The sequence below is a fragment of the Stappia sp. genome, assembly GCF_048268045.1.
Taxonomy (GTDB): Bacteria; Pseudomonadota; Alphaproteobacteria; order Rhizobiales; family Stappiaceae; genus Stappia.
This window is the reverse complement of record NZ_JBLWWG010000017.1, coordinates 32039-57341: the sequence shown is the minus strand read 5'-3', so window position 1 is coordinate 57341 and position 25303 is coordinate 32039. Positions and strand designations below refer to the sequence as shown.

Below are 25303 nucleotides of genomic sequence, written 5' to 3'. Positions count from 1 at the left end.
CTTCTGTCCCATTCGTTCGTCCTCCATCTGGCTCGAAAGCCTACTTCAAGAAGGACCACTTTTCTGGGGGCAGACCAATCCGGGTTCGAAGCAGACCTTCGCTACGCTGTCTCTAAGCGGTAGCAGAGCCCCCATGTCAGACATTCTACCGCAGGCCGACGGCTCCCAAGAGTGGACTGGCGACCAATGAGTGCGGTGTCTGACTATGAGCTGTTAGCTGCTGACGGGGAACGAGAATAACTCATCTGAGACGCTCCGAATAAAGATCAGACAATCCGTGCCTTGGAAAAGCGGAAACCGATCCCGAGCTTGGCGGCTTGGATTGCGTCATGCAGCGGGCCGCTCATGAAAATCGCCGAGTTCAATTTGGGATCGACCCAAATGTCAGCTCCATCTAATGCCGATGCCGATACTGCAATGTCCCCATTGTTCGGTTCTATTGCCCACCAGCGTCGAAAACCGGTCGTCGGATTCTTCGGCCCTGGACTGAGTTTCTCGCTTTCTTCCGGCAGCAGGCAGTCCTTCTGTGATCCGAAATTGAGAAAGTAGAAAGGGCCGGGGAGTCGCGTGGTCTTGTCCATTTCGTAGATGGGAAACTCCACCAACTCCCCGTCGCCCAGATCGAATCGCTTGAGCAATTCAGCCAACTTACCCTTGACGCAAAAAAACCGTCGACGGCAAAAAGGTCCTTCACCCGGGACCAGCGTTTCGGATCGAACACATAGGCCGCCTCGACGAATTCATCCCGGCGGAGTTTTTCACCCCGCGCATGACGATTGAAGCGCTTGGCTTGTTCTTCTGTCGGGGTACCCATCTCGAATTTCGGCGGCGCCCAGTCCTGACCAAAGTGCTTTTCACGAATGCCCAGCTTGTCGAAAAGCTGAGAATTGCTGCCAACAGTGCTGACCCAGATCTCATCCGGCATTTCAATCGTCTCCAGCTGCATGCATCGTCTTGAGGGTTGTCAGGTACGCAATTGCGACCGCCGCGCGCCTCGTCCTGCCGCAAGCTCCCATTTCAATTGCCGACCAATCAAGCACCGTCATTGCGACACCCCGGCGAGGGGCGGTCCAAACACCCTGACACAATCTCCCAAATCGTTTCGAAGTCTGGCGTGCAGCCCTTTGCGCACCTCCTCCGGCCCGGACACGACAAGCACCCAGGGGATCTCGCCGCTCGTCCAGTCCCTGGGGGCGATGCGAAAGGGAATTCCCGCTGCCTGCTGGGCCTTGAGCCGGGCGTCGACATCCTCCGACACCTTCGCCCACAGGGCGACGCCGAGCGGCACCGTGACGCCGCTGTCCTGACCGCCCCTGCCCTTCACCTTACCGCGCAGCGTCAGCAACTGATTTGAGGTGACGGGCGGATAGACGAGCCATTCCAGATCGGCCAGCGCCGCGTGTTTCCACACGGGATCGCGCGCCAGCAGCGCCACGATCTCGCCGAGGCCGGCGTTGAGGCCTTTCACCGCATCCGCGATCCGGGAGCCGGCCGGCAACCGATCCTGCGTCGCGCCTCTGGTATCAAGGGAGGCCGCATTCGAACCATCGGCCGCCAGCCTTGCATCTAGCGTGTCCGTGGCGTCGTTCGTATGTGTGGTGTCGTCATCAGCCCCGCACGCCAAGTAGCGGGGAAGCCCGCAAACTATCACTGCCCAAAGCGCGCACATTATGATATCTGGCGGCATCGCAAAGATGGTGACCATGACGCTGAGTACCGACTCCCCCTCCACATCCCCGATCGCCGACATACATCCGGCCCTCTCTTCCGCCTTGATGGCCAAAGGCTATAGCCAGCTGACTCCGGTTCAGTTGGCGATGACGAATGAAGAGTATGGCGAAGCCGATCTGCTCGTATCCGCGCAGACCGGTTCGGGAAAAACGGTCGCCTTCGGTATTGCGATCGCGCCGACATTGCTTGGTAGTGCCGAGCGCTTTGACGCAGCTGCCGCACCGCTGGGCCTGATCATCGCTCCGACGCGCGAACTTGCCATTCAGGTTCAGCGCGAACTCGATTGGGTCTACGCGGCGGCGCAGATCAGGATCGCGACCTGCGTCGGCGGCATGGACATCCGCAACGAACGCCGCGCACTCGCACGTGGCGCTCATCTTGTCGTCGGCACACCTGGGCGCCTGCGCGATCACATCACGCGGGGAACGCTGGACCTCAGCGCCGTTCGCGCGGTGGTGCTCGATGAAGCCGACGAGATGTTGGACCTCGGGTTTCGCGACGACCTGGAATTCATCCTCGGCGCGGCACCAAAAGACCGCCGGACACTGCTGTTCTCGGCGACCGTACGGCGCGGCATCGCCGAGCTGGCCAAGACGGTGCAGACCAATGCGGTGCGTGTCGCGACAACCGCGTCCACCGAGCAGCATGCCGACATCGAATATCAGCTGATGCTGGTGCGGCGCGACGAGCGGGAACACGCCATCATCAATGCGCTGTTGGAGTCCGACAGCAAAAGCGCCCTGGTATTCTGCCACACACGTGAAGCGGTTCGCCATCTCACGGCGCGCCTCGTCAATCGCGGCTTCTCGGTGGTTTCGCTTTCGGGTGAAATGGCGCAGTCGGAGCGGTCAAATGCGCTGCAATCCATGCGCGACGGACGCTCGCGTGTCTGCGTGGCGACCGACGTCGCGGCGCGCGGCATCGACCTTCCGAACCTCGACCTCGTTGTCCACGCCGACTTGCCAAGCAACCCGGAAACCCTGCTGCACCGCTCCGGACGGACCGGTCGCGCCGGACGAAAGGGCATCTGCGTGCTCATCGTTCCGGAAAACAGGCGAGGCGCTGCTCAGCGCGTGCTTGCATTGGCCAAGCTGACAGCGACCGTGCGCGCGGCACCCGGCATTGCGGAGATCGAGGCGCGCTATCGTCGGCAGATCCTCGATGCAGCCGCCTCGGCCGCGCCGCCTGACGAGCTGGAAGCGGATTTTGTGGCCGAGTTGCTGGAGCGGGCCGGACCGCAGCGCATTGCAGCGGCGTTCCTTCGCCAGCAACTGGCCACTCACCCCGTTCCCGAGGACCTCTTGCCGCTTCCCAATGAAGCCTTGCAAAGCAAGAATTCCAGTCGTGCGCGTCGCTCCGCAGACGAACATGCGCCGGTTCGCGAGCCCCGCGGCCCTAGCATGGAGGGTGGCGTCTGGTTCACCATCTCGCTTGGGCGCCGGCAGCGCGCCGATCCGAAATTCTTGCTGCCGATGATCTGTAACGCTGGCGGCGTGACAAAACGTGATGTCGGCGCGATCAAGATCGACGATACCGAAACCCGTTTCGAGATTTCCGCCGACAAGGCCGCCAGATACGCGAAGCAGATCGAACAGCCTGGCAGCCTTGAAAAAGGCATCATGATCGCCCCGGCCGGTGAGATGCGCGGGAAGCCGTGGCAGGCGAAGCCGAAATTCAAGAAGGACGGCGCTCCGGCCAACAAACACAAAGCCCCTGCGGCCGATCGCGGCAAACCGTCGAAACACAAGAGCCGCAAGCCCAAGCGCCCTGACTGATCGGGGCGGCTTGGCTCGCCGCCGCACCGCCTGAGCATGATCGCGGCGCGCGTGAGGAGGCGGACGCGCCGGAGCGCTGTTTGACAATAGCAGTCACAGCCCGCTGAAGCAGGCATCGGCGGGTGTCACGTTGTTCTGGCTCTCCTGGCAACGCTGGTGGTTCCAGTGCTCGACAACCCCGACGATTTACAGCTTCTCGGATGAAGGATGCCCCGTTCTTCGTCGCCCCCATTTGCGATCTTGCTTTGTTGAACAGACGGTTTTCGAGCGTCAGGCCCGCCAAGCATTTCCTCAGGCACGGCCTCGCGGTGCAGATCCTGCGCCGCGCCGGTGTTCGCGACACAGGCAGTGCTGCCTCACGCTGGGGGACACCGCCTCTCGTGGATATGTCTTGATGTCGAATGCAAAACGGGCGCACCGACTTGCGATGCGCCCGTTGGATTGCGTGCCGGCTGTGTTGTACCGAGGCGTCAGAGAGCAGACATCCGCTCGACGGACCAGCTTTCACGAATGCTCGCCAGCATCGTGTTTTCCGTCGTGAAATCGCGTCCCGTATAAGCGCCCGCCAGGGCGATCCCAGCCTCGTGCAGGGGCATCGGGACACCGGCGAGCCGGGCCAGTTCGACCAGCGGCACCAGTCCGAAGGGGATGTCTTCGGTGAGGTAGCGGGTGTCGATCGATGTCGGCCCGGGCGTACGCGGTCCCTTCGCGCTGACCTGTGAGGCCATCTCGGAGACGGAGCCGGCCGAGATCCCGGGGAAGGTGCGCAGATAGTGTTCGAAAACGCTGCGCACATTCAGCCCGAAGCGCTCGGCCAGCGCCAGCCGCTCCGTATCGAGCCGCTCGATGACCCGTCCCACCGCCGGCGTGATATTGGCGTAATTGTCCCAGTCCTCACCCGTTTCGATGCGGGTCAGGTTGGCGAGCCCGTTTGCCAGATGGATCGGCGGGTTGAGATTGCTGAGCGCAACGGCGAGCGCCCCGGACAGGCGATGAAAGCGCTTGCCGAAAAGGGCCTCGCAGATCTCGCCACTGTCGTCGGGCGTGCGCGCGCCGACCGTTGCGTAGTCGATCCGGTCACGCAGCGTGCTGGAGACGATGCGGCCGTCGGGACGCCTTTGCGCGGTGGCCACGGTCGTCGACCAGGCCACGACGGGAAGCCCCCTGCCCGCGGCTGCGAACCGCTGGTGGGCGTAAAAGGCACTGAAGGACAGCTCGGCGCTGAAAATCAGCGTCTGGGAGGGACGCACGTGCGGCAACAACGCCTCTACCAGGTCCTGCACCCCCGGTGCCCGGCGCGTGCAGATCAGCACGTCGGCCCAGTCCGCCGCCTCGCCGATGCTGTGCGCGTGGTGCACGCTGCCACTGAAGGCGACGGCGCCTTCTACGCGAAGCGCGGCTTCTCCAACAGTCCCGCACGAGCGGGTGGCGATCCGGACCTCGTGCCCGGCGTTGAGCAAAAGGGCGGCGTAGGCGAGGCCGATGGCCCCGCCACCAAAGATGGCGACTTTCATTTCTGTCTCGCGATTCTGGCAGATATCCTCAGCCGGCGAGGGCGAAGGATTGCGGGAAGAAGGTCTTGGGAAGGAACAGGAAGACCTCGGGCAGGAAGACGACGCCGAGGATGACGAGGATCGTCAGGCCGATGATCGGCAGCACCGCCATGAAGGCGCGCGGCATGGGCACATTTCCGATCTGGGCGGCGATCAGCAAGCAGATGCCGTAGGGCGGCGTGGTGAGCCCCATGGCAAGCGACAGGCAGACCACCAGTCCCATGTGGATATCGGAGATATGGGCGATCGACGTCAGTTCCTGGATGATCGGCAGGAAGATGATCACCGCGGTCATCGGGCTCAGCACCGTTCCGATGATCAGGCAGAAGATCATCACCATCACAAGAACCGCGATCGGCTGGTCGGAGACCGAGAGGATGAAGTCGGCGACATCGCGGGCAATGCCCATGTAGGCGATCAGCCAGCCCATGATGCCGGCGGCAGCAACCGCGAACATCGGCAGCGAATAGGCAACGACCGTGGAAGACAAAAGCTCGAAGAGCTGGCCGACCTTGACGGTCCGGTAGAGCACCACCGCCAGTATCAGACCGACAAGGGCGGCGACCGAGGCCGCCTCCGTGGCGGTAAAGAAGCCGCTGGTGATGCCGCCCAGGATGATGATCGGGATGAGCAGGGCCGGCGCGGCGCGGCGACCTGCCTTGAGCTTCCCGGAAAGGTCCACCTTCTCCGCGTTGGCCACGTTGTAGCGGGTCGCGACGTAGTAGGTGTAGCCCATCTGCGTCAGGCCGATCAGGACACCCGGCAGCAAGCCGGCGAGGAAAAGCGCCGCGATCGAGATGTTGCCGAAGGCACCGTAGATCACGAAGAGGATCGAGGGCGGGATGATAACGCCGAGCGTCGAGGAAGTCGCCGTCAGAGCCACCGCAAAGGGTGCGGGGTAGCCAGCCTTTGTCATTGCCGGGATCATGATCGCGCCGACGCTCGCCGTGTCGGCGGCGGCCGAGCCCGACATGCTGGCGAACATCATGCTGACCAGCACATTGATGTGGCCGAGCCCGCCGCGGATATGACCCACCATCGTCTGTGCGAAGGTCATCAGCCGGTCGGTGATGCCGCTGTCGTTCATCAGCCGGCCGAGCAGCAGAAAGAACGGAACGGCAAGCAGGGCGAAGGAGTTGATGTTGGAGACCATCTGGTTGACCACCGACGTCGGCGGCAGGCCGAGCAGCAGGACGGTCAGCAGCGAGGCGACGCCAATGGCGAAGGCGATGGGCACGCGCAGGGAAATCAACGCGAGGAAGCTGCCGAGAAGGACGATGATGGGGGTCATTCCACGACCTCGCTGCGAATGACGGTGCCGGCCCGCAGGGCCTTCAGATCGCGGATCGCTATCTCGACCGTGAAGAGGATCATGACCGCGCCGCTCAGCGCCACGCAGATGTTCTGGTAGAAGAGCGGATAGCCGATGGAGAAGGAATAGCGCCGCCAGCCGAGCTGGGCGTAATCCCAGCCGCTGGTCGCCAGCACCCAGATCAGCGGAAAGCCAAGCACCAGGGCCAGCAGCTTCAGCACGCCGTTGGTTCTGACGAAATGCTCGGGAAAGATCTCCACCACGTAGTGGAGCCCGCGCCGGTAGCCGACCGCAGCCCCCAGGAACACCGTCCAGATAAAGCAGAACATCGCCAGTTCATCCGTCCAGACGAAGGACATGGCGATGAAGTTCCGGGCGAAAACCTGGAACAGGATGACGACAATGAAGGTCGCGAACAGAAGCCCGCCGACCGTCGTCAGAATTTTCTCGATTGTTGAGTTGACCCTGGAAAGCACACTGTTTCTCCCCTTGCGGCGAGGCGGCCAGTTACAGCCGCCTCGCCGTGCCCATCAGTCGATGTTGCGGATCAGTTCCAGCAGATCGGTGACGCCGAGGTCGGCAGCGACCTCATCGTGAAGCGGCCTGACGATCTCGATGAACGGGGCCTTGTCGACCTCCGTCACCGTGATCTGGCCCGCGGCGACATAGGGCTCGAGCAGGGACTGGTCGTATTTGATGCCGGCGTCGATAGCGACCTGCGAGGCATGCGCGGCCGCACGCATCAGCGCCGCCTGGTCGTCCTCGCTCAGCCGGTTGAAGGCCGCCTCGCTCATGGTGATGTGGCTCACCATGAACTGGTGCTCGGTGCGCGCGTGATAGGGCGCGACCTCATAGAGCTTGTTGGCGACATAGGCGCTGATGGTGCTCTCGAATGCATCGACCACACCGGTCTGCATGCCGGTATAGAGCTCGGTGAAGGGAAGAGAGGTCGGCAGCGCACCCGAGGTCTCCCACATCAGCGCATCCATGCGCGAGCCGGGCACACGCATGCGCATTCCGGCAATGTCCTTGATAGAGGTGACAGCACGGGTGTTGTTGGAGAGGTTCCGCACGCCGCCGCCCGTCAGGGCGAGCAGCTTGAGGCCGGTTCCGCCTTTCTCGTAGACCTTCTGGAAATAGTCCGAGATGGCACTCTCGGGAGCCACCGCCTTGCGCAGCACCTCCTCGTTGGCGAACAGGTAGCTCAGGCTGAAGAGCTGGTACTCGGGGAAGAAGGGCGTCGCCTCCTGCGTTCCGCCGATCAGCAGGTCGATGGTGCCCATGCGCATCTCGTCGAGCGCCGTGGCGTCCTTGCCAAGCGCGCCGCCGCTGAAGATCTGGATATCGACGCGCCCGTCCGTCGCCTTGAGCATGTCCTCTCGCAGCACTTCTGCTGCGTCGAGCCACGGATGAGGCGCATTGGCCTGGGTGGAAAGGCGCAGCGTCTCAGCGCTCGCGGGCAAGGCCATCGCAATCGCGAGGGCAGAAATAGCGGTCAGGCGGCCGATGGTGCTCATCGTCTTTTCCTTCAGTGTCCCCTTGGTGATTTTGCCATGGGACAAAAGCCCCGTGGTTGACAGAGGGTCGGGCCGTATCATCATAATGTCAAATTGCACCTTGGCATTTAATCATGCGTGGAAATTATGAAAGAAACCGGCCCGACCGATCAGCTACCGCATATAACCATCCGCCAAATCGAGGCTTTTCGCGCTGTCATGCAAACGAACGGCATGACTTCCGCCGCCCAGATGATGTCGATCACGCAACCGGCGGTCAGCCGGCTGATCGCCGACCTCGAATTTTCGCTCTCCTTGAAGCTGTTCGAGCGCAACGGACCGAAGCTGCGCCCCACCAACGATGCTCTGCGCCTGATGGAGGAGGTCGAACGGGTCTTCCTCGGCCTGCACCAGGTCGAGCAGGCGGCACGGAAGATCCGCCGTTTTCCGCAAGCGCTGATCCGCATCGCCGCTCCGCCCTTCCTTTCGCTAGGCTTCGTTGCCGTGGTGGTAAAGGCGCTAAAACACCGTTTTCCCGAGCTGACCTTCAGCATACACACCGACACATCCATCGCGATCGCCGATCAGGTCGGACGTGGCCAGCACGACCTCGGCTTCTGCACCTTGCCCAGCGGCACGTCCGACGTGCGCATCATTCACGAAACCGGCGTCGACGCGGTCTGCATGATGCCGGCGGACCACCCGCTTGCCGCCCATGACGTCGTTCAGGCACGACATCTGAAGAATGAGTCACTGATCGTGCTCGGCCAGAGCGGCGGCATTCGCCCACAGATCAACAATGTCTTCTCCGGGGCCAAGATAGCTCCCAACATCATCGCGGAGATCCTTTTCGCCGCAACTGCCGGCAGCCTCGTCCGGCAAGGCATAGGCCTCGCGCTCATGGACCCCTTCTCGGCCCGGGCGACCGTGTCGGAGGCAACGGTGATCAAGCCGTTCAAGCCGCGCGTTCGCCTGATGTTTTCCGCGATCACCCCGCTTCATTCGAAGCTGTCCGCACCGATCAACTGGATGCAAGACGTGCTTCGTGACGAGATCGAGCCAACTCTGGCGCGGTGGGCGTTCACCTAGCGCTGGGGGTGCCGTTCATCCCCGCCTGACCGACAGCGCACGCAGCAGCACATCGCGGGCAAAGGCGACGCGCGGGTGGCGCAGGGCGCTCTTCTCCCAGACAAGATGGAAGGTGTTTTCAGGAGAACGGATCGGCGCGGGGATCACGACCAAACGCCCTGCCCGGCGCTCCTGGAGCGTCAGATAGTCGGGAAGCACCGTCCAGCCGACCCTGTTGAGAAGCATTGCTCGCAAGACGCGCAGATCGGCAACGGTCACCGCCGGCGCGCGTCCGGGCAGCGACAGGCCGTTGACCGAAAGCCAGTCGCGCAGAAGCGGCCGGTCGAGGTCGTAGGCGACATGGGCAGTGTCGCCAAGCGCGGTCGCCAGATCGGCGCAAGCCGCGATGCGCGCGGCCACCGCCGGAGCCGCCACGGCGAGCAGCCTCTCCACGCCGATCGGCTCGAAGGCGAGACGCGGATCCTCCAGCCGCGAGGCTGTCAGCGCCAGATGCACACGGTCCTCCAACAGCATCGCATAGAGCGCCTCGCGACCGCCGATGTGCAGGCGCAGGTCGAGCCCTGCCGTCACCAGCGCTTCCAGACACGGCGCGATATTCTCCGCAAGGTAATCGGAGGGGGCCGCGATGTGGACGGTCCCCGACAGCCGCGCCGAGCGCGCCTTGACCCCGGCAAGCGCCGCCTCGGCGACATTGAGCGTATCGCCCAGGTTCGCCGCGAGATCCTCGGCGATGATCGTCGGGCGAACACCGCGGGCATGGCGCTCGAACAGCGGGCGGGCGAGCTGGGCCTCCAGCGCGGCCACATGCTGCGAGACGGCGGGCTGGGTCATGCCGAGAACGCGCGCCGCCTCGCTGATGGAGCGCTGACGGTAGACCTCGACGAAGGTTCTCAAATGCTGGATCGACATGAGCAGTACATAAAATATTTTATGGCTGCTGTCGATTTGCCTTCTGTGGCTCCATGCGGTTTCACCACCATATGCCGATGCAGCAAAAGGAGAGATCGAATGCGACACTCACCTCGAATTCTCATGATCGCCACCTCCGCATCGACCATGGGCTCGTCCGACGAGCCGACCGGCATCTGGCTGGAGGAACTGACGACGCCCTATTATGCCTTCCAGGACGGTGGCGCCCACGTCCTGCTGGCCTCGATCGCAGGCGGCCCCGTTCCAATCGACCCGCGCAGCGTGAAGCCTGCCGGCGAGAACGATGCCTCCGTCGAGCGCTACCTGGCCGACGACGACTTTCGTGCCAAGGTCTCGCAGACACCGGCATTCGACGCACTCGACCCGAACGACTTTGACGCTGTTTTCCTGCCCGGCGGGCACGGAACGATGTTCGACTATCCGCAAAACGCCGCGCTGGCCGGTATCGTCGAGACGATGGACCGTGCCGGCAAGTTCATCGCGGCGGTCTGCCACGGTCCGGCCGGCCTGGTCGGTGCGCGCAAAGCAGACGGCACACCGTTCGTTGCGGACCGCCGTGTCGCGGCCTTCACCGACAGCGAGGAGCGAGCCGTCGGCCTCGACAAGGCGGTGCCATTCCTGCTTGAAAGTCGGTTGAGGGAACTCGGCGCCCGGCATGAATCGGCGCCCGACTTCCAGCCTTTCGCGATCCGCGACGGCAATCTGGTCACCGGCCAGAACCCGGCCTCCGCCGGCATAACCGCGGATCTCTTGATGACGACACTGAAGGAAGGGAAAACTGCATGACCACCCAGTACCTGCACACGATGATCCGCGTCACCGACCCTGATGCGACGATCCGTTTCTTCAACATGCTCGGTCTCGAGGAGACCCGGCGCATGGAGAGCGAAAAGGGCCGCTTCACCCTGATCTTCCTGGCTACGCCGGAAGATATTTCCGAGAAGGGCAAGCGGGCCAAGGCGGAAGTCGAGCTCACCTACAACTGGCCCGCGGAAGACGGCAGCGCCGCGGAGACCTACTCGGGCGGCCGCAACTTCGGTCATCTCGCCTATCTGGTGGACGATATCTACGCGACCTGCCAGACGCTGATGGACGCTGGCGTCACGATCAACCGCCCGCCGCGCGATGGCCACATGGCCTTCGTCAAGACACCGGACGGCATCTCGGTCGAGCTGCTCCAGGCCGGCGAAGCCAAGGCTCCGGCAGCGCCCTGGGAAACCATGCCGAACACCGGGAGCTGGTAACGCACCTCATGGCAACGCCAAGGCTTTTCGAGCCGATCTCGGTTGGCGGGCTCACGCTCGCCAACCGCATCGTGATCGCTCCCATGTGCCAGTACAGCGCCGAAAACGGCGAGATGAACGACTGGCACCTGGCCCACCTGTCCCAGCTTGCCCAGTCGGGCGCCGGGATCCTGACAATCGAGGCGACCGCGGTCTGTCCGCAAGGCCGTATCAGCTTTGCCGACGTCGGCCTTTGGAACGACGCAACGGAAGCCGCCATGGGCCGGGTTCTCTCAGCGGTTCGCCGCTGGTCGGACATGCCTGTGGCGATCCAGCTCGGCCATGCCGGACGCAAGGCATCGACCGACCTCCCCTGGCGTGGCGAGGGGCAGCTCGCGCCCGATCATGCCAATGGCTGGCAGGTGGAGGCCCCCTCCCCTGAACCGCGCCTGCCGGGGACTGCCGCGTCCACACCGCTCGACGCGGAGGGACTGAAGCGAGTGCGCGAGGCTTTTGCCGACAGCGCACGGCGCGCCGCGCGCCTCGGGATCGATGCTGTCCAGATCCACGCAGCCCACGGCTACCTGCTGCACCAATTCCTCTCGCCGCTCTCCAACCGACGCGAGGATGACTACGGTGGCAGCCTGGAAAACCGGATGCGGTTCCCGCTGGAAGTGTTCGACGCGGTGCGCGCGGCATTCCCCGCCGACCGGCCGGTGACGGTGCGCGTCTCGGGCAGTGACTGGGCGGACGGCGGCTGGAACGCGGAGCAGACCATCGCCTTTGCGAAGGCGCTGGAGGCGCGCGGCTGTGCTGCGATCCATGTGTCCAGTGGCGGGCTCGATCCGGCGCAGAAGATCCCCGTCGGCCCGGGCTATCAGGTGCCGCTCGCCCGCGCTGTCCGGCAGGCGGTGGACATGCCCGTCATCGCCGTCGGGCTGATCACCGAACCCGAGCATGCGGAAGCGATCCTGGGCAACGGCGACGCCGACATGATCGGTATCGCGCGCGGCATCCTCTACGACCCGCGCTGGCCGTGGCATGCAGCGGCGCGCCTCGGCGCGCAGGTTCGTGTCTCCCCGCAGTACCTGCGCGCGCAGCCCCGTCTTCACAAGGATCTGTTCGCGCCCCGCTAACCGCACAAACACCAAAAACTGGATAAGGGCAGGACGGCCGATGCCGCCCTGCCCTTCTTCTTGCGAAATGCCGTCGTCGATCGATCAGGGGATCGGCGGCAGTCGGGCTTCGGGCGCCTCGGCGTTTCCAACGCCGTGTCCCGCAGCGGTCTCATAGGCGAGAATGGCTCCGGCGAGATCCTCGAGCGCCGCGCCAACCGACTTGAAGAGCGTAATGTCGTCATCATCGCGCAGGACAGCGAGCCGTCCGCCGGTGAGATCGAACAAGTCGCCCTCGATCTTCTCTTCCGACAACACCCCCGATTCCAGCGCCTGGACGATATCACCGCCTTCCTTGGTCGCCCCTGCAAGGGTGTCGACGAAGACGCGAGCCCGCGAGATAGCCTCGTCATCGCTCTCGCGCATCGATGGCTTGAATGCGCCGACGAGATCGAGATGGCATCCCTTGGGCAGCCACTCGCCGAGCACGACCGGAGCTTCCGAAAGGGTTGCACAGCTTACGATGTCGGCGGTTGCAACCGCGCTCTTCAGGTCCTCCACCGGCCTGGTCAGGATATCGAGTTCCTCGGAAATCTTCTCAGCGACGGCGGCGGCCTTCTCGGGGTCGCGCCCCCATACGGAAATGCGCGACAGCGGCCGAACGGCGGCATGGGCGGCGGCGAGATTGGTCGAAAGCCGGCCTGTTCCGACGATGACCAGATGGCGCGCTCCCGGTCGGGCGAGATAATCGGCTGCAAGCGCGGAGGCGGCGGCAGTGCGCCGCGCGGTCAGTTCCCCACCATCGACGAGCGCCAGCATCTCCCCGGTGGTCGCATCGGACAGCATGTAGCTTGCCATCACGGCAGGAAGCCCGCGTGCGCCATTGCCGGGGATGACCGTCGCAAGCTTCACCCCGAGGTAGCGACCCGGCACCCAGGCCGGCATCAGCAGCAGTGTCCCGTCAGCCTCTCCTGGCACCTTGAAGTCATGGTGATGACGGACGGGCATCTCGCATCCGTCGCGAAACATCGCGCGCAGGGCCTCGATCAGGGCTGACCAGTCGAGAGCCTCGCGAGTCGCGGTTTCGTCGAGTTGCAGCATAAGGCATCCTTTCGGAAGTCGTGGCGGGATGATCGGACCGGCGTGCCGGCCGGCCGATCATGGCGTCAACCTCGCCCCGGCTCAAGGAGAAGCCGTGCCAGCACGCAAGGGAGCTACCCGGCGATGCTGCGCGCACCATCGAGGATGAGCCGTGTGGCGATGCCCGCGTAGTCGTCGCGACTGACCGGCCCTCCCTCGCGAAACCAGAGATAGTGCCAGTTTATCATGCCGAAGAGGCTCATGGTCACCGGCATCAGCAAGGTCGAACCATTGCCCAGTGACGGCACAGCGGCAACGAGCGCTCCGGCGAACTGCTTCACCAATGCGCGCTCGCGCTCCTTCAGTTCCTCCTGCTGCTCAGCCGGCAGGCGTTTCATCTCGTTGATCTGGATCTTGTGCTCGGCGTTGGCGTCACGATAGGCATCGAGCAGAGCGCTCACATAGGCACGCAGGCGCGCCTCGCCATCGCCATCCTTCGGCGCGGCATCCTCGACCGCGCCGATCAGGTCGTCGAGGTGGTCGCGGATGATGTCGAAAAGCAGAGCATCCTTGTTGGCGTAGTAGTGGTAGACCAGCGCCTTCGAAACCCCGCAGGCAAGCGCAATCTGGTTCATCGACGCGCGATCGAAGCCATGTTCGGCGAAGAGTCCCGCCGAGGTCTTCAGGATCGCCTTGCGCTTCTCGTCGTAGTCGTCAGCGCGCGGCCGAGCCATGGCCGTCTCCGTTTCTCGCGCGACGACGGGCCTTCCGCCCGCCATCGCGCCGGTTTCGTTGCTGCCCTAGCTTTCCTTGGGCCGATTGTCGATGACGCGCCGGGCCTTGCCCATCGAACGCTCCATCGTCTCCGGGTCGGAGACATGGATACGGGCGCTGACACCAATGACGTTCTTCAGATGCGCGCGCAGTTCCGCCGCGGCGGAGGCGCGATGCGCGTCATCCGCGTGCGAGGCGAGCGCCTCGACATGGACGGTCATTTCGTCCATGCGACCGGTGCGTGTCAATTCCACCTGATAGTGGGGCGACAGGCCATCCACGCGCAGCAGCTGCTCCTCGATCTGTGTCGGGAAGACGTTGACACCGCGCACGATCATCATGTCATCGGACCGGCCGGTGATCTTTTCCATGCGGCGCATTGAGCGGGCCGTTCCCGGCATAAGGCGGGTCAGGTCGCGGGTGCGGTAGCGCACGACCGGCATCGCTTCCTTGGTAAGCGACGTGAAGACCAGCTCGCCCACCTCCCCATCGGGCAGCACCGCGCCCGTCACCGGGTCGATCACCTCCGGATAGAAGTGATCCTCCCAGATGTGGAGTCCGTCCTTGGTTTCGACGCACTCGTTGGCGACACCCGGCCCCATCACCTCGGACAGGCCGTAGATATCGACGGCATGCATGTCGAAAGCCTGCTCGATTTCCTGGCGCATGGCGTTGGTCCAGGGCTCGGCGCCGAAGATGCCGATCTTGAGAGACGAGGAGCGCGGATCGATGCCACGTGCCTTGTACTCATCGAGAATCGCCAGCATGTAGGACGGTGTCACCATGATCACGTCGGGCTTGAAGTCCTCGATCAGCGTCACCTGACGCTCGGTCATGCCGCCGGAGATCGGCACGACGGTCATGCCGAGTTCCTCGGCGCCGTAGTGGATCCCGAGGCCGCCGGTGAACAGGCCGTAGCCGTAGGCGACATGACAGATCATGCCCGGACGGGCGCCGGCGGCCCGCAGCGAACGGGCGACCACCTGCGACCAGGTGCGGATGTCGTTGCGCGTGTAGCCGACCACCGTCGGCTTGCCGGTCGTGCCGGAGGAGGCATGGACGCGCGAGACTTCCTCGCGCGGCACGGCAAACAGGCCGAAGGGATAGTTGTCGCGCAGGGTCTGTTTCTGCGTGAAGGGGAACTTCGCCAGATCCGTGAGCGTCTTGAGATCGTCCGGATGCACTCCGGCGTCATCGAAGCTCTTGCGGTAGTGGGCAACGTTTTCATAGGCGTGGCGCAGAGACCACTTCAGCCGGTCGAGCTGAAGTGCGCAAATCTCGTCGCGCGAAGCGGTCTCGATGGGTTCGAGATCGCCGGCCTTGGGCGACAGGTCAAGCATGGTTTTCCTCCCGGAACGTGCAAGGATATTCTGTTCGTGAAATATCGGCCGGATCAGGCGGCCGGCCCTCCCGCTGCGGCCTCTCCCTCGGGCAGGAGCGTGCCGCGAATCGTGCGTGAGTTGCCGCGGAACTCCGCCACGGTCTCCCCCGCTTCATTGACCACGGTGACATCGGTGATGCCGGAGCGGCCCTCGCGCCAGCGCTCAACAGCCGTTGCCACCAGCCGCTCGCCGAGCCGGCCGGGGCGCAGGAAGCTGACCGAGCAATGGCTGGCGACCGTATTCTGGTTGTGACTGTTGCAGGCGAAGGCGAAGGCCGAATCCGCGAGCGTGAAGACGAAGCCGCCGTGGCAGATGCCGTGGCCGTTGACCATCGTCTCACCAACGGTCATGGCGAGAACCGCCCGGCCCGGCCCGACCTCGATGATTTCCATGCCAAGGCCCTGGCTCGCCCGGTCGTTTTCCCACATGGCGTCGGCGCAGGCACGCGCCAGCGCGTCGCGGTCGAGGCCGCGCGCATCCATCGTTCCACCGCTCATCGTCCCGTCTCCCCGTCGTCCGGCGCGCGGCCAGTAAAGGCCGGAGCCCGCTTCGCCATGAAGGCGGACACGCCCTCGCGGTAGTCGGGCGAGCGGCCGGCGCGCCCCTGGAGATCGCGCTCCAGGTCAAGCTGCGTGTCCAGGTCGTTGACGGTTGCCGCCTCCATCGCCTGCTTGATCAGGCCGAGCCCATAGGTCGGCGCGGTGGCGAGCCCCGTGGCGAGTTCCATGGCCCGCTCCATGAGCTCGGCATCGGGAACGGCCTGCCAGATCATGCCCCAATCCTCGGCCTGTTTCGCCGGGACGGGCGTGGCGAGCATGGCGAGCGCCTTGGCGCGGGCAAGGCCGACGAGCTGCGGCAGCGACCAGGTGCCACCGCTGTCCGGCACCAGGCCGATTTTCGAGAAAGCCTGGATGAACTTGGCGCTTTCGGCCGCCAGCACGATGTCGCAGGCAAGGGCGATGTTGGCCCCGGCTCCTGCGGCAACGCCGTTCACAGCGCAAATCACCGGCTTCGGCAGCGCCTTCAGACGACGCACCAGCGGATTGTAGTTGGCCTCGATGGTCTTGGTCAGGTCGGGAGCCGGACCGTCGTTCGCGACGACGCGATCGGACAGGTCCTGTCCAGCGCAAAAGCCGCGTCCGGCGCCCGTCAGCAGCACACAGCGCACGCCCGCGTCGGCCTCGGCGACGTCAAGCGCCTCGCGCAGGGCGGCATGCATCGCCTCGTTGAAGGAATTGAGCTTGTCCGGCCGGTTCAGCGTGACGACGAGCACGCCGCCGTCCCGCGTCGAGAGAACCGGCGCGGCAGTGTCTGCCTGGTCCATGAGACCTCCCTTTTCGTTCCATCCGTATTGTTTCGCCGTCACCGGCCAGGCCCTCACCCGCCCAGGGACCGAATGGCGAAACGTGGATTTTTAACTTGACTGACCAACCGGTCGGTAAATTATTATGATCGTCAGATGGGCGCTGTCAATCGCGTCCGGAAACGCGACAACGACCAGAGACGACCCCGCGACGGGCGCGCTGGCGGCGGGCGAAGGCCTGCCCGGCGAAGCTTGATCGGACAAACCTTGGCGGGGCGACAGGGAGACCGGAATGGCGGCATTCTTCGACAAGCACAAGGTAACGCTCGACAAGGCGGTGGAGACGATCCGCAGCCGTGGCTACTGGTCCGCCTACCCGGAAATGCCCTCCGGCAAGATTTATGGCGAGACCGCCAAGGGCGATCAGGAAGAGGCGTTCAAGGCGCTTCTCGGCAAGCCGTTCGAGATCGACCAGCCATCGACCGGCGAGCGTGTCGGCCATGAGATCAGTCCCTATGGCCTCGATCTTGGCGTGAGCTACCCGGAGACGACGCCGGATCTGGCGGTCGCGGCCGCCAGCACGGCGATGAAGGGCTGGGGCTCGGCCTCGGCCGAGGCGCGCGCTGGCGTTCTGCTGGAGATGCTTGCGCGGATCAATGCCCTGAGCTTCCTCTTCGCCAACGCCGTGATGCACACCTCCGGGCAGGCATTCATGATGGCCTTCCAGGCCGGCGGCCCCCACGCCCAGGATCGCGGCCTCGAGGCGATTGCCTATGCCTACGACGAGATGAGCCGCATTCCGGGCAGCGTGCGCTGGGAAAAGCCGCAAGGGCCGAAGGAGCCACTCGTGCTCGACAAGGTGTTCCGCATCGTTCCGCGCGGCCCGGCGCTGGTCATCGGCTGCGCCACCTTCCCGACTTGGAACAGCTATCCGGGTCTCTTCGCGAGCCTTGCCACCGGCAACCCGGTGATCGTCAAGCCGCATCCGGCCGCGATCCTGCCGCTGGCGCTCACGGTGCGCATCGGCCGCGAGGTCCTCGTCGAGGCGGGCTTCGATCCGAACGTGCTGCAGCTTGCCGCCGATACGGCCGAAAAGCCGCTCACCAAGGAGTTCGTCACCCATCCCGACGTGGCGATCATCGACTTCACCGGCTCCCCGGCCTTCGGCGCCTGGGTGCGGGAGAATGCCAAGGGCAAGCTCGTGTACACCGAGGAGGCCGGCGTCAATTCCATCGTCGTCACCGGCACCGACACCCTGCGCGGCATGACCGGCAATATCGGCTTTTCGCTGTCCCTCTACTCGGGGCAGATGTGCACCGCGCCGCAAAACATCTACGTTCCGCGCGACGGCATCGAGACCGACGACGGCCACAAGACTTTCGACGAGGTGGCGCAGGCCATCGCCACCGCCGTCGACAAGCTCCTCGGCGATCCGCAACGGGCCGCCGGCGTGCTTGGCGCGGTGCAAAGCGAAGCGACCCTTGCGCGTGTCGCGGCCGCGCACGGCCTCGGCAAGGTGCTGCGCGAAAGCGCCCCGGTCGAGGGCATGGACGGTGCGCGCTCGGCGACGCCGCTCATTCTCGCCGTCGACGCCAGGGACGAGAGCGCCTATCTGGAAGAGCGCTTCGGTCCGATCAGCTTCATCATCGCGACGGACGGCGTCGACGATGCCATCGCCCGCGCGGCCGGCTCGGCCAGGACGCATGGCGCGATCACGGCGGCGCTCTACGCCACCGACGAAGCCGTGATCGACAAGGCAGCCGATGCCTTCGCCGATGCCGGCGTCGCCCTTTCCGTCAATCTTACCGGCGGCATCTTCGTCAACCAGTCCGCCGCCTACTCCGACTACCATGTCACCGGAGCGAACCCGGCCGGCAACGCCTGTCTGTGCGACAGTGCGTTCGTCGCGAACCGGTTCCGCGTGGCGGCCATGCGTCGGCCGGTCGCTGCATAGACCGGTTGGCGTTCGCCGGTCCCATGGAGGTGGGGCCGGTCACTTGCCTTGAACTGTAATGGGAGGAATCACATGCGCACTTACGGAAAAATCCTTGGCGGCGCCGCGCTTCTGGCCGGTGCTGCGATCTTCGCCGGCTCGCCGGCGGCGGCCGAGAACATCAAGATCGGCGCCTCGCTGTCCGTGACCGGTCCGGCGTCCTTCCTGGGCGACCCGGAAGCCAAGACGCTCGAGATCTACGTCAAGAAGATCAACGAAGCCGGCGGCGTCAACGGCAAGGACCTCGAGCTGGTCGTCTATGACGACGGCGGCGATGCCAACAAGGCGCGCACCTTCGCCACCCGCCTTGTCGAGGACGACGGCGTGGTCGCCGTGGTCGGCGGTTCGACCACCGGCGCGACAATGGCGATGATCCCGGTGTTCGAGGATGCCGGCATCCCCTTCATCTCGCTTGCCGGCGCGGTCGTGGTCATCGACCCGGTGAAGGAGTTCACCTTCAAGACCCCGCACACCGACAAGATGGCCTGCGAAAAGATCTTCGACGACCTGAAGGCGCACGGCATGACCAAGATCGGCATGATCTCCGGCACCGGCGGCTTCGGCAAGTCGATGCGCGAGCAGTGCATGGCGGTGGTCGGCGATTACGGCATCGAGGTCGTGGCCGACGAATCCTATGGTCCCAAGGATTCCGACATGACGCCGCAGCTCACCAACATCAAGAACGCCGAAGGCCTCCAGGCCGTCGTCAACCCGGGCTTCGGCCAGGGGCCGGCGATCGTGACCCGCAACTATCGCCAGCTCGGCATCGAAGTGCCACTTTACCAGAGCCACGGCGTCGCCTCGAAGTCCTTCATCGACCTCGCCGGTGACGCGGCCAACGGCGTGCGGCTTCCCGCTTCTGCCCTTCTCGTCGCCGACAAGCTGCCGGACGACGACGCCCAGAAGCCGGTCGTCACCGAGTACAAGGCGACCTACGAGGCCTCCACCGGCCAGCCGGTCTCGACCTTCGGCGGCCACGCCTATGACGGCCTGATGATTCTGGTCGAGGCGATGAAGCGTGCCGGCTCCGAGGATCCCAAGGCGATCCGTGACGAGATCGAGAAGACCTCGGGCTTCATGGGCACGGCCGGCGTCGTCAACATGTCGGCGGAGGACCACCTCGGTCTCGACCTGACGGCGTTCCGCATGCTCGAGATCAAGGACGGCGACTGGGCCCTCGCCGAGTAAGAGACGCCCCCGAGCGCCCCGCCCGCCGCCGCGACACACAGCGGCGGCGGGCGGATGCCGGGAAACCCGTCCGCGCCGACGCATCACACCCGCACGACCACCGGCAAGGCGATGACGCCACGCCGACAATAACGACGCCCAAGGCCCGAGCCCCATGCCCGAGTTCCTGCAATTCTGCATTTCCGGCCTGACGGTCGGCGCGGTCTACGCGCTGGTCGCCCTCGGCTTCACCATCATCTACAACGCTTCCGAGGTCGTGAACTTCGCGCAGGGCGAATTCGTGATGCTCGGCGGCATGACAACGGTCTTCGTCGCCGCCACCGGCGTACCGCTGCCCGTTGCGGGCCTGATCGCGGTCATCGTCGCCATGGTCGTCGGCCTGCTGTTGCACAGGCTCGCCATCGAGCCGGCGCGCGGCGCATCACCGGTGACGCTGATCATCATCACCATCGGTGCCTCGATATTCTTGCGCGGCGTCGCGCAGGTGGTGTTCGACAAGCAGTTTCATTCCCTGCCCGCCTTTTCCGGCGACGCGCCGATCCGCTTCGCCGGCGCCTCCATCCTGCACCAGAGCTTCTGGGTGCTCGGGGGCGCGGCCGTGATCGTCGTGGCGCTGTGGGCGTTCTTCAACCACACGCTGCTCGGCAAGGCAGTGCTGGCCACCGCCGCCAACCGGCTCGCCGCCCGCCTCGTCGGCATCAACACCTCCTTCGTCGTCGGCTTCTCCTTTGTCGTGTCCGCCGGCATCGGCGCTGTCGCCGGCATCCTGGTCACGCCGATCACGCTGACAAGCTACGACATCGGCACGCTGCTGGCGCTCAAGGGCTTCGCCGCCGCCATGCTCGGCGGCATGGGCAATCCGCTTGGCGCGGTCGTCGGCGGGCTAACCGTGGGCCTTCTCGAGGCGCTCGGCGCAGGCTACCTTTCGTCGACCTACAAGGATGCGATCGCCTTCATCGTCATCCTCGCGGTTCTCTTCGTCATGCCCGGAGGCCTCTTCGGCCGGGCCAGCGTGGAGCGCGTGTGATGCTGGACAAGATCCTTTCCAACCGGCTCGCGGTACCGGTCTTCATCGCGCTTGTCGTCGTGGCGCTGTCCTTCGCGCTTCCCTCCAACTTCTATCTCCGGGTCGCCGCGCTGGTGTGGATCTCGGCGCTGACGGTGATCGGGCTCAACCTGCTGATGGGCTACGCCGGACAGGTCAGTCTCGGCCACGCCGGCTTCTTCGGCATCGGCGCCTATGCCGTGGCGGTACTGCCGGCGCAATTCGGCCTCCATCCGCTGCTCGCCGCCCTTGCCGGAGCGGTTATCGCGGGCGCCACCGCCTTCTTCGTCGGGCGCCCGATCCTCCGCCTCAAGGGGCACTACCTCGCCGTGGCGACCCTCGGCTTCGGCATGCTCGTCGCCATGGCGATTTCCAACGAAGCCTGGCTTACCGGCGGTCCCGATGGCATGCCCGTCACCCGGCTGACGCTGTTCGGCTGGCGGGTGCGCGGGGCGGACACCTGGTACTGGATAACCGGCGGGCTGCTCGTCATCGGGGCCTGGATCGCGGTGAACCTGGTGGCAAGTCCGACGGGCCGGGCCTTGCGGGCGCTGCATGATTCCGAAGTCGCCGCGCGCGTGGCCGGCATCGATGTCGCCCGGGCCAAGCTCATCGTCTTCATCGTCTCCGCTGTCTACGCGGCCGTCGCCGGTGCGGCGCTGGCCCTCGTCAACGGGTTCGTGACGCCGGACAGCGCCAACTTCATGCATTCGATCGAACTGGTCACGATGGTGGTACTTGGCGGCATGGGATCGGTGCTCGGCTCGGTTGCCGGCGCGGCCATCCTCGTGGTGCTGCCGCAGCTCCTGACCGGCCTCCACGACTACGAGCACATCATGCTCGGCTTGCTGATGATGGTGATCATGATCGTGTTGCGCAGCGGCATCGTTCCCGGCCTTGCCGCCCTCATCTCGCGGAGGCGGACATGACGAACGCAAATGTCGCGACCGAACGGCTTTCCGTCGACGGCATCGGCATCTCCTTCGGTGGCGTCAAGGCCGTCGACGGGGTGTCCTTCACAGCCCACGATGGCCAGGTGCTGTCGATCATAGGACCAAACGGCGCGGGCAAGACCACGCTCTTCAACCTCGTCTCGGGCGTCTACCAGCCGAAGACGGGGCGGGTCACGCTCTCGGGTGCGCAGGTGACCGCGCTTGCGCCCAACCGGCTTGCCGAGCGCGGCATGTCGCGCACGTTCCAGAATCTTCAGGTCTTCTTCCGCATGACCGCGCGGGAGAACGTCATGGTCGGCCGCCACCTGAAGGAGAAGCGCGGGCTGCTCGCCCATCTTTTCGCCCTGCCCTCGACCGGACGCCAGAACCGGGAGAGCGCCGCTATCGCCGACGGGCTGCTCGCCCGCGTCGGACTGACGGACTATGCCGACACGCTTGCCTCGAACATGCCCTATGGCGCCCTGAAGCGCCTGGAGATCGCCCGCGCGCTTGCGGCCGAGCCTCAGGTCCTGCTCCTTGACGAGCCGGCGGCCGGCTGCAATCCGGTGGAGACCGAGGAAATCGAGAAGCTGGTGCGCCGGATCGCCGACGAGGGCGTCGCTGTCGTGCTCGTCGAGCATGACATGAAGCTCGTCATGCGAATTTCCGACCGGATCCTCGTCCTCGACCAGGGCCGCCAGCTCGCGGAAGGTACCGGCGAGGAGATCCGCCGCAACCCGAAGGTCATCGAGGCCTATCTTGGAACCCACGGCACGCGGGAGGCCAACCTTGCGCTCGACTGATCCGCTTCTCTCGGTCAACGGCCTGCGCTCGGCCTACGGCCGCATCGAGGCGCTGCATGGCGTCTCGCTCGAGGTTCGCGCCGGCGAAATCGTGGCGCTCGTCGGCGGCAACGGCGCGGGCAAGACGACGCTGCTGCGCACGCTCTCCGGCGTCCAGCCAAGAACAGGCGGCGAGATCCGCTTCGAGGGCAAGGACATCTCCCGCCTCTCGCCGCATGCCCGCGTCGCCACAGGCATCGCCCAGGTTCCCGAAGGGCGGCAGATATTCGCGCCGCTCGCAATCGAGGACAATCTTCGCCTCGGGGCCTATCTGCGCAAGGATGCGGAAATCGCCGACGACCTTGCCCATGTCTACGACCTCTTCCCCGTTCTCAAGGAACGCCGGCGCAACGCAGCGGGCGGGCTCTCCGGCGGCCAGCAGCAGATGCTGGCCATCGGCCGCGCGTTGATGAGCAAGCCGAAGCTGCTGCTTCTCGACGAGCCGTCCATGGGGCTGGCGCCGGTGCTTGTCGACCAGGTGTTCGAGATCGTGACGCGGCTGCGCGACGAGGACGGCGTCACCGTCTTCCTGGTGGAGCAGAACGCCTTCGCGGCGCTCTCCATCGCCAACCGCGGCTATGTCATCGAGACCGGAGAGATCGTCATGGAGGGCGCCGGAAAGGCGCTTCTCACGGACGAGCGGGTGCGCGAAGCCTATCTCGGCGTCTGAAGGAAAGCGGAAGGCGGCCAGCCGCCTTCCGTCTCAATCCGTTCCGCTTTCCTCGCGGGTGACGATGGCAGCGCCGGCCTCCAGCGTGCGGTGAACCGGACATTTGTCGGCGATCTCGATCAGCCGCGCCCGTGTCGCGTCGTCCACCTCGCCCTCGATCCGGATCCGACGCTCGAAGCGATCGACCTTGCCGCCGCGCGCCTTCTGCTCCTGCGAGCAATCGGTGCAATCCTTGGCATGCACCTTGCCGTGGATCACCCTTGCCGAGAGCCGGCCGACCGCGATCCCCTTGTGCTCGGCGTACATGCGCAGCGTCATCACCGTGCAGGCCCCGAGCGCAACCGACAGGTAGTCATAAGGCGAGGGGCCGCTGTCGAGGCCGCCGACCGCTTCCGGCTCGTCGGCGATCAGGCGATGCGAACCGCTCTTCGCCGTCGCCTGATAGCGTCCAAGTCCGGTCTCCGACACCAGCACGCCTTGCGGATCGGGCTCCTCGCCGGCCGGAGCGGGCTCGCTCTGCAGATAGCGCTCCGCCCAGGCGGCGATCACGCCGGCCGCATAGGCTGCATCGCGCGGATCGGAAAGCAGATGGTCGGCATTGTCCAGCGAGACGAAGCTTTTCGGATGACGGGCGGCGACGAAGATGTCGGTGGCATTGTCGATCCCCACCACCGCGTCGCGCGGCGCATGCAGGACGAGAAGCGCCTTGCGCAGATGCACGATCCGGTCGGTCAGGTTCTGCGCCGAGACATCCTCCAGGAACTGCCGTTCGATGGTGAATGCGCGTCCTTCGAGCGTAACGGTCGCCTTGCCCTCCTCCCGGATCCTGCCGAGATCCGCGTGAAAGCTGCGGGTAACGTGCTCCGCGTCAGCCGGCGCGCCGATGGTGGCGACCGCGACCGCCTCGGGAATGCCGTGCGCCGCCGCCAGAACCGCCGCCCCGCCCAGCGAATGGCCGATCAGCAGCTTCGGTGCCTCGTGACGTTCGCGCAGATGGTCGGCAGCCTTCAGCAGGTCGGCGACATTGGAGGAGAAGTTGGTCGAGGCGAAATCGCCACCCGAGCCGCCAAGCCCGGTGAAGTCGAAGCGCAGAACAGCGATGCCCGCGCCGGTCAATGCCTCGGCCAGACGCCGTGCCGCCGTCAGGTCCTTGGAACAGGTGAAACAATGGGCAAAGAGAGCATAGGCGCGCACCGGTCCCGCCGGCAGGTCGAGCCGCGCCGACAGGTCCGACCCGTCGTGCCCCTTGAACGTCAGCCGGACCGGACTTGCCATCTTGCTCTCCCTTCGCGTTTCTCTTCCGCCGCGAAGGGCGCGCGACGCCCCCGGTCGCAGCTCTGTCGTGTCGATCTCAGCGCGCGGTGCCGGTCTTGCCCTCGCGCCCGCCCGCCTGCGCTTCGAGGATCTTCTCGAGCTCGAGCTGCTCCGCCTCCGACAGGCGCGGCGTGCCTGCGGTGGCGATCTGGCGAGTCCGCCGGCGCGCGCCGAACAGCAGCACGATGGCGCCGATCACCAGGGTCGCCGGGGCCAACGCCCACAGCAGGATCGTGTTCCAGCCGATCCTCGGCTTCAGCAGCACGAACTCGCCATAGCGGTCGACGAGGAAGTCGACGACTTCCTCGTTTGTGTCGCCGGCAACGATGCGCTCGCGCACCAGGATACGCAGATCCTTGGCGAGCGGCGCGTCGCTGTCGTCGATCGACTGGTTCTGGCAGACCATGCAGCGAAGGCCGGCGGAAAGCTCGCGGGCCCGGGTCTCGAGCTTCGGATCGTCGAGCACCTCGTCGGGGGTGACCGCGAAAGCCGGGCCCGCCGTCGCCAGCAGGAGCACGAACACGGCAACCAGCGGCGCGAAACGCGACAACATCGG

General features: G+C 65.2%; 25 protein-coding genes. 11 read left to right on the top strand and 14 right to left on the bottom strand.

Annotation, left to right across the window (positions count from 1 at the left end):
• Positions 1-266 precede the first annotated feature (266 nt).
• Positions 267-647 carry a hypothetical protein gene (locus tag ACN0WF_RS19165; RefSeq protein WP_417774374.1) on the bottom strand — a complete coding sequence of 127 codons (381 nt, stop codon included), beginning with the start codon at positions 645-647 and terminating at the stop codon, positions 267-269.
• 395 nt (positions 648-1042) lie between these two features.
• Positions 1043-1705 (bottom strand): toxin-activating lysine-acyltransferase, encoded by a 663-nt coding sequence (locus ACN0WF_RS19160; protein WP_417774373.1) that lies wholly within the window; start codon positions 1703-1705, stop codon positions 1043-1045.
• Between ACN0WF_RS19160 and ACN0WF_RS19155 the strand changes: the two genes are divergently transcribed.
• Complete coding sequence (locus tag ACN0WF_RS19155; RefSeq protein ID WP_417774372.1) at positions 1704-3506, top strand: DEAD/DEAH box helicase; 1803 nt, start codon at positions 1704-1706, stop codon at positions 3504-3506. The two genes, ACN0WF_RS19160 and ACN0WF_RS19155, sit on opposite strands and share 2 nt — an antisense overlap.
• Before the next feature lie 470 nt (positions 3507-3976).
• Here the strand turns inward: ACN0WF_RS19155 and ACN0WF_RS19150 are convergent, their stop codons facing one another.
• From ACN0WF_RS19150 to ACN0WF_RS19135, 4 genes are read right to left on the bottom strand one after another with little or no spacing between them, the layout of a single operon-like run.
• Positions 3977-5020 (bottom strand): NAD/NADP octopine/nopaline dehydrogenase family protein, encoded by a 1044-nt coding sequence (locus ACN0WF_RS19150; RefSeq protein ID WP_417774371.1) that lies wholly within the window; start codon positions 5018-5020, stop codon positions 3977-3979.
• Between the two features lie 28 nt (positions 5021-5048).
• Positions 5049-6350, bottom strand: a complete 1302-nt coding sequence (locus tag ACN0WF_RS19145) for a TRAP transporter large permease (protein WP_417774370.1) — start codon at positions 6348-6350, stop codon at positions 5049-5051.
• Positions 6347-6847 carry a TRAP transporter small permease gene (locus ACN0WF_RS19140; RefSeq protein ID WP_417774369.1) on the bottom strand — a complete coding sequence of 167 codons (501 nt, stop codon included), beginning with the start codon at positions 6845-6847 and terminating at the stop codon, positions 6347-6349. The genes ACN0WF_RS19145 and ACN0WF_RS19140 overlap by 4 nt, the downstream gene beginning before the upstream one ends.
• Positions 6848-6901: 54 nt before the next feature.
• Positions 6902-7888, bottom strand: a complete 987-nt coding sequence (locus ACN0WF_RS19135; RefSeq protein WP_417774368.1) for a TRAP transporter substrate-binding protein — start codon at positions 7886-7888, stop codon at positions 6902-6904.
• 126 nt (positions 7889-8014) lie between these two features.
• On the opposite strand from ACN0WF_RS19135, the gene ACN0WF_RS19130 reads away from it, so the two are divergent.
• A complete protein-coding gene (locus ACN0WF_RS19130) occupies positions 8015-8956 on the top strand; it encodes a LysR substrate-binding domain-containing protein (protein ID WP_417774367.1) in 942 nt (313 codons plus the stop codon).
• A gap of 15 nt (positions 8957-8971) precedes the next feature.
• Here the strand turns inward: ACN0WF_RS19130 and ACN0WF_RS19125 are convergent, their stop codons facing one another.
• The gene (locus tag ACN0WF_RS19125; protein ID WP_417774366.1) at positions 8972-9865 is read right to left on the bottom strand and encodes a LysR family transcriptional regulator; all 894 of its coding nucleotides are present in this window, start codon (positions 9863-9865) and stop codon (positions 8972-8974) included.
• A 99-nt stretch (positions 9866-9964) separates the two neighbouring features.
• Here ACN0WF_RS19125 and ACN0WF_RS19120 point away from each other — a divergent pair, with 99 nt between their 5' ends.
• From ACN0WF_RS19120 to ACN0WF_RS19110, 3 genes are read left to right on the top strand one after another with little or no spacing between them, the layout of a single operon-like run.
• Complete coding sequence (locus ACN0WF_RS19120; protein ID WP_417774365.1) at positions 9965-10672, top strand: type 1 glutamine amidotransferase domain-containing protein; 708 nt, start codon at positions 9965-9967, stop codon at positions 10670-10672.
• Positions 10669-11130 (top strand): VOC family protein, encoded by a 462-nt coding sequence (locus ACN0WF_RS19115; protein ID WP_417774364.1) that lies wholly within the window; start codon positions 10669-10671, stop codon positions 11128-11130. Before ACN0WF_RS19120 ends, ACN0WF_RS19115 begins: the two co-directional genes overlap by 4 nt.
• Positions 11131-11138: 8 nt before the next feature.
• Positions 11139-12245, top strand: a complete 1107-nt coding sequence (locus ACN0WF_RS19110; RefSeq protein ID WP_417774363.1) for an NADH:flavin oxidoreductase/NADH oxidase — start codon at positions 11139-11141, stop codon at positions 12243-12245.
• Positions 12246-12329: 84 nt separating this feature from the next.
• Here the strand turns inward: ACN0WF_RS19110 and ACN0WF_RS19105 are convergent, their stop codons facing one another.
• From ACN0WF_RS19105 to paaG, 5 genes are all read right to left on the bottom strand, one after another.
• A complete protein-coding gene (locus ACN0WF_RS19105; RefSeq protein WP_417774362.1) occupies positions 12330-13325 on the bottom strand; it encodes an ornithine cyclodeaminase family protein in 996 nt (331 codons plus the stop codon).
• Positions 13326-13438: 113 nt separating this feature from the next.
• Complete coding sequence (locus ACN0WF_RS19100) at positions 13439-14038, bottom strand: TetR/AcrR family transcriptional regulator (RefSeq protein WP_417774361.1); 600 nt, start codon at positions 14036-14038, stop codon at positions 13439-13441.
• A gap of 66 nt (positions 14039-14104) precedes the next feature.
• Entirely contained in the window at positions 14105-15418 is a 1314-nt protein-coding gene (paaK, locus tag ACN0WF_RS19095; RefSeq protein WP_417774360.1) for a phenylacetate--CoA ligase PaaK, read from the bottom strand.
• Between the two features lie 53 nt (positions 15419-15471).
• A complete protein-coding gene (gene paaI / locus ACN0WF_RS19090) occupies positions 15472-15957 on the bottom strand; it encodes a hydroxyphenylacetyl-CoA thioesterase PaaI (protein WP_417774359.1) in 486 nt (161 codons plus the stop codon).
• Entirely contained in the window at positions 15954-16784 is an 831-nt protein-coding gene (paaG, locus tag ACN0WF_RS19085; RefSeq protein ID WP_417774358.1) for a 2-(1,2-epoxy-1,2-dihydrophenyl)acetyl-CoA isomerase PaaG, read from the bottom strand. The genes paaI and paaG overlap by 4 nt, the downstream gene beginning before the upstream one ends.
• 271 nt (positions 16785-17055) lie before the next feature.
• Here paaG and paaN point away from each other — a divergent pair, with 271 nt between their 5' ends.
• From paaN to ACN0WF_RS19055, 6 genes are all read left to right on the top strand, one after another.
• Positions 17056-18717, top strand: coding sequence for a phenylacetic acid degradation protein PaaN (gene paaN / locus ACN0WF_RS19080; RefSeq protein ID WP_417774357.1), 1662 nt, complete (start codon positions 17056-17058; stop codon positions 18715-18717).
• A 72-nt stretch (positions 18718-18789) separates the two neighbouring features.
• Positions 18790-19944: an ABC transporter substrate-binding protein gene (locus tag ACN0WF_RS19075; protein WP_417774356.1), complete on the top strand. Its 1155-nt coding sequence runs from the start codon at positions 18790-18792 to the stop codon at positions 19942-19944.
• 154 nt (positions 19945-20098) lie between these two features.
• Entirely contained in the window at positions 20099-20971 is an 873-nt protein-coding gene (locus ACN0WF_RS19070) for a branched-chain amino acid ABC transporter permease (RefSeq protein WP_417774355.1), read from the top strand.
• Entirely contained in the window at positions 20971-21918 is a 948-nt protein-coding gene (locus ACN0WF_RS19065) for a branched-chain amino acid ABC transporter permease (protein WP_417774354.1), read from the top strand. Before ACN0WF_RS19070 ends, ACN0WF_RS19065 begins: the two co-directional genes overlap by 1 nt.
• Complete coding sequence (locus tag ACN0WF_RS19060; protein WP_417774353.1) at positions 21915-22724, top strand: ABC transporter ATP-binding protein; 810 nt, start codon at positions 21915-21917, stop codon at positions 22722-22724. The genes ACN0WF_RS19065 and ACN0WF_RS19060 overlap by 4 nt, the downstream gene beginning before the upstream one ends.
• Positions 22711-23433 carry an ABC transporter ATP-binding protein gene (locus ACN0WF_RS19055; RefSeq protein WP_417774352.1) on the top strand — a complete coding sequence of 241 codons (723 nt, stop codon included), beginning with the start codon at positions 22711-22713 and terminating at the stop codon, positions 23431-23433. Before ACN0WF_RS19060 ends, ACN0WF_RS19055 begins: the two co-directional genes overlap by 14 nt.
• Positions 23434-23466: 33 nt before the next feature.
• Here the strand turns inward: ACN0WF_RS19055 and ACN0WF_RS19050 are convergent, their stop codons facing one another.
• Both ACN0WF_RS19050 and ACN0WF_RS19045 read right to left on the bottom strand, forming a co-directional pair.
• Positions 23467-24708 (bottom strand): alpha/beta fold hydrolase, encoded by a 1242-nt coding sequence (locus ACN0WF_RS19050; RefSeq protein ID WP_417774351.1) that lies wholly within the window; start codon positions 24706-24708, stop codon positions 23467-23469.
• A gap of 76 nt (positions 24709-24784) precedes the next feature.
• A complete protein-coding gene (locus tag ACN0WF_RS19045; protein WP_417774350.1) occupies positions 24785-25300 on the bottom strand; it encodes a cytochrome c-type biogenesis protein in 516 nt (171 codons plus the stop codon).
• Positions 25301-25303 lie beyond the last annotated feature (3 nt).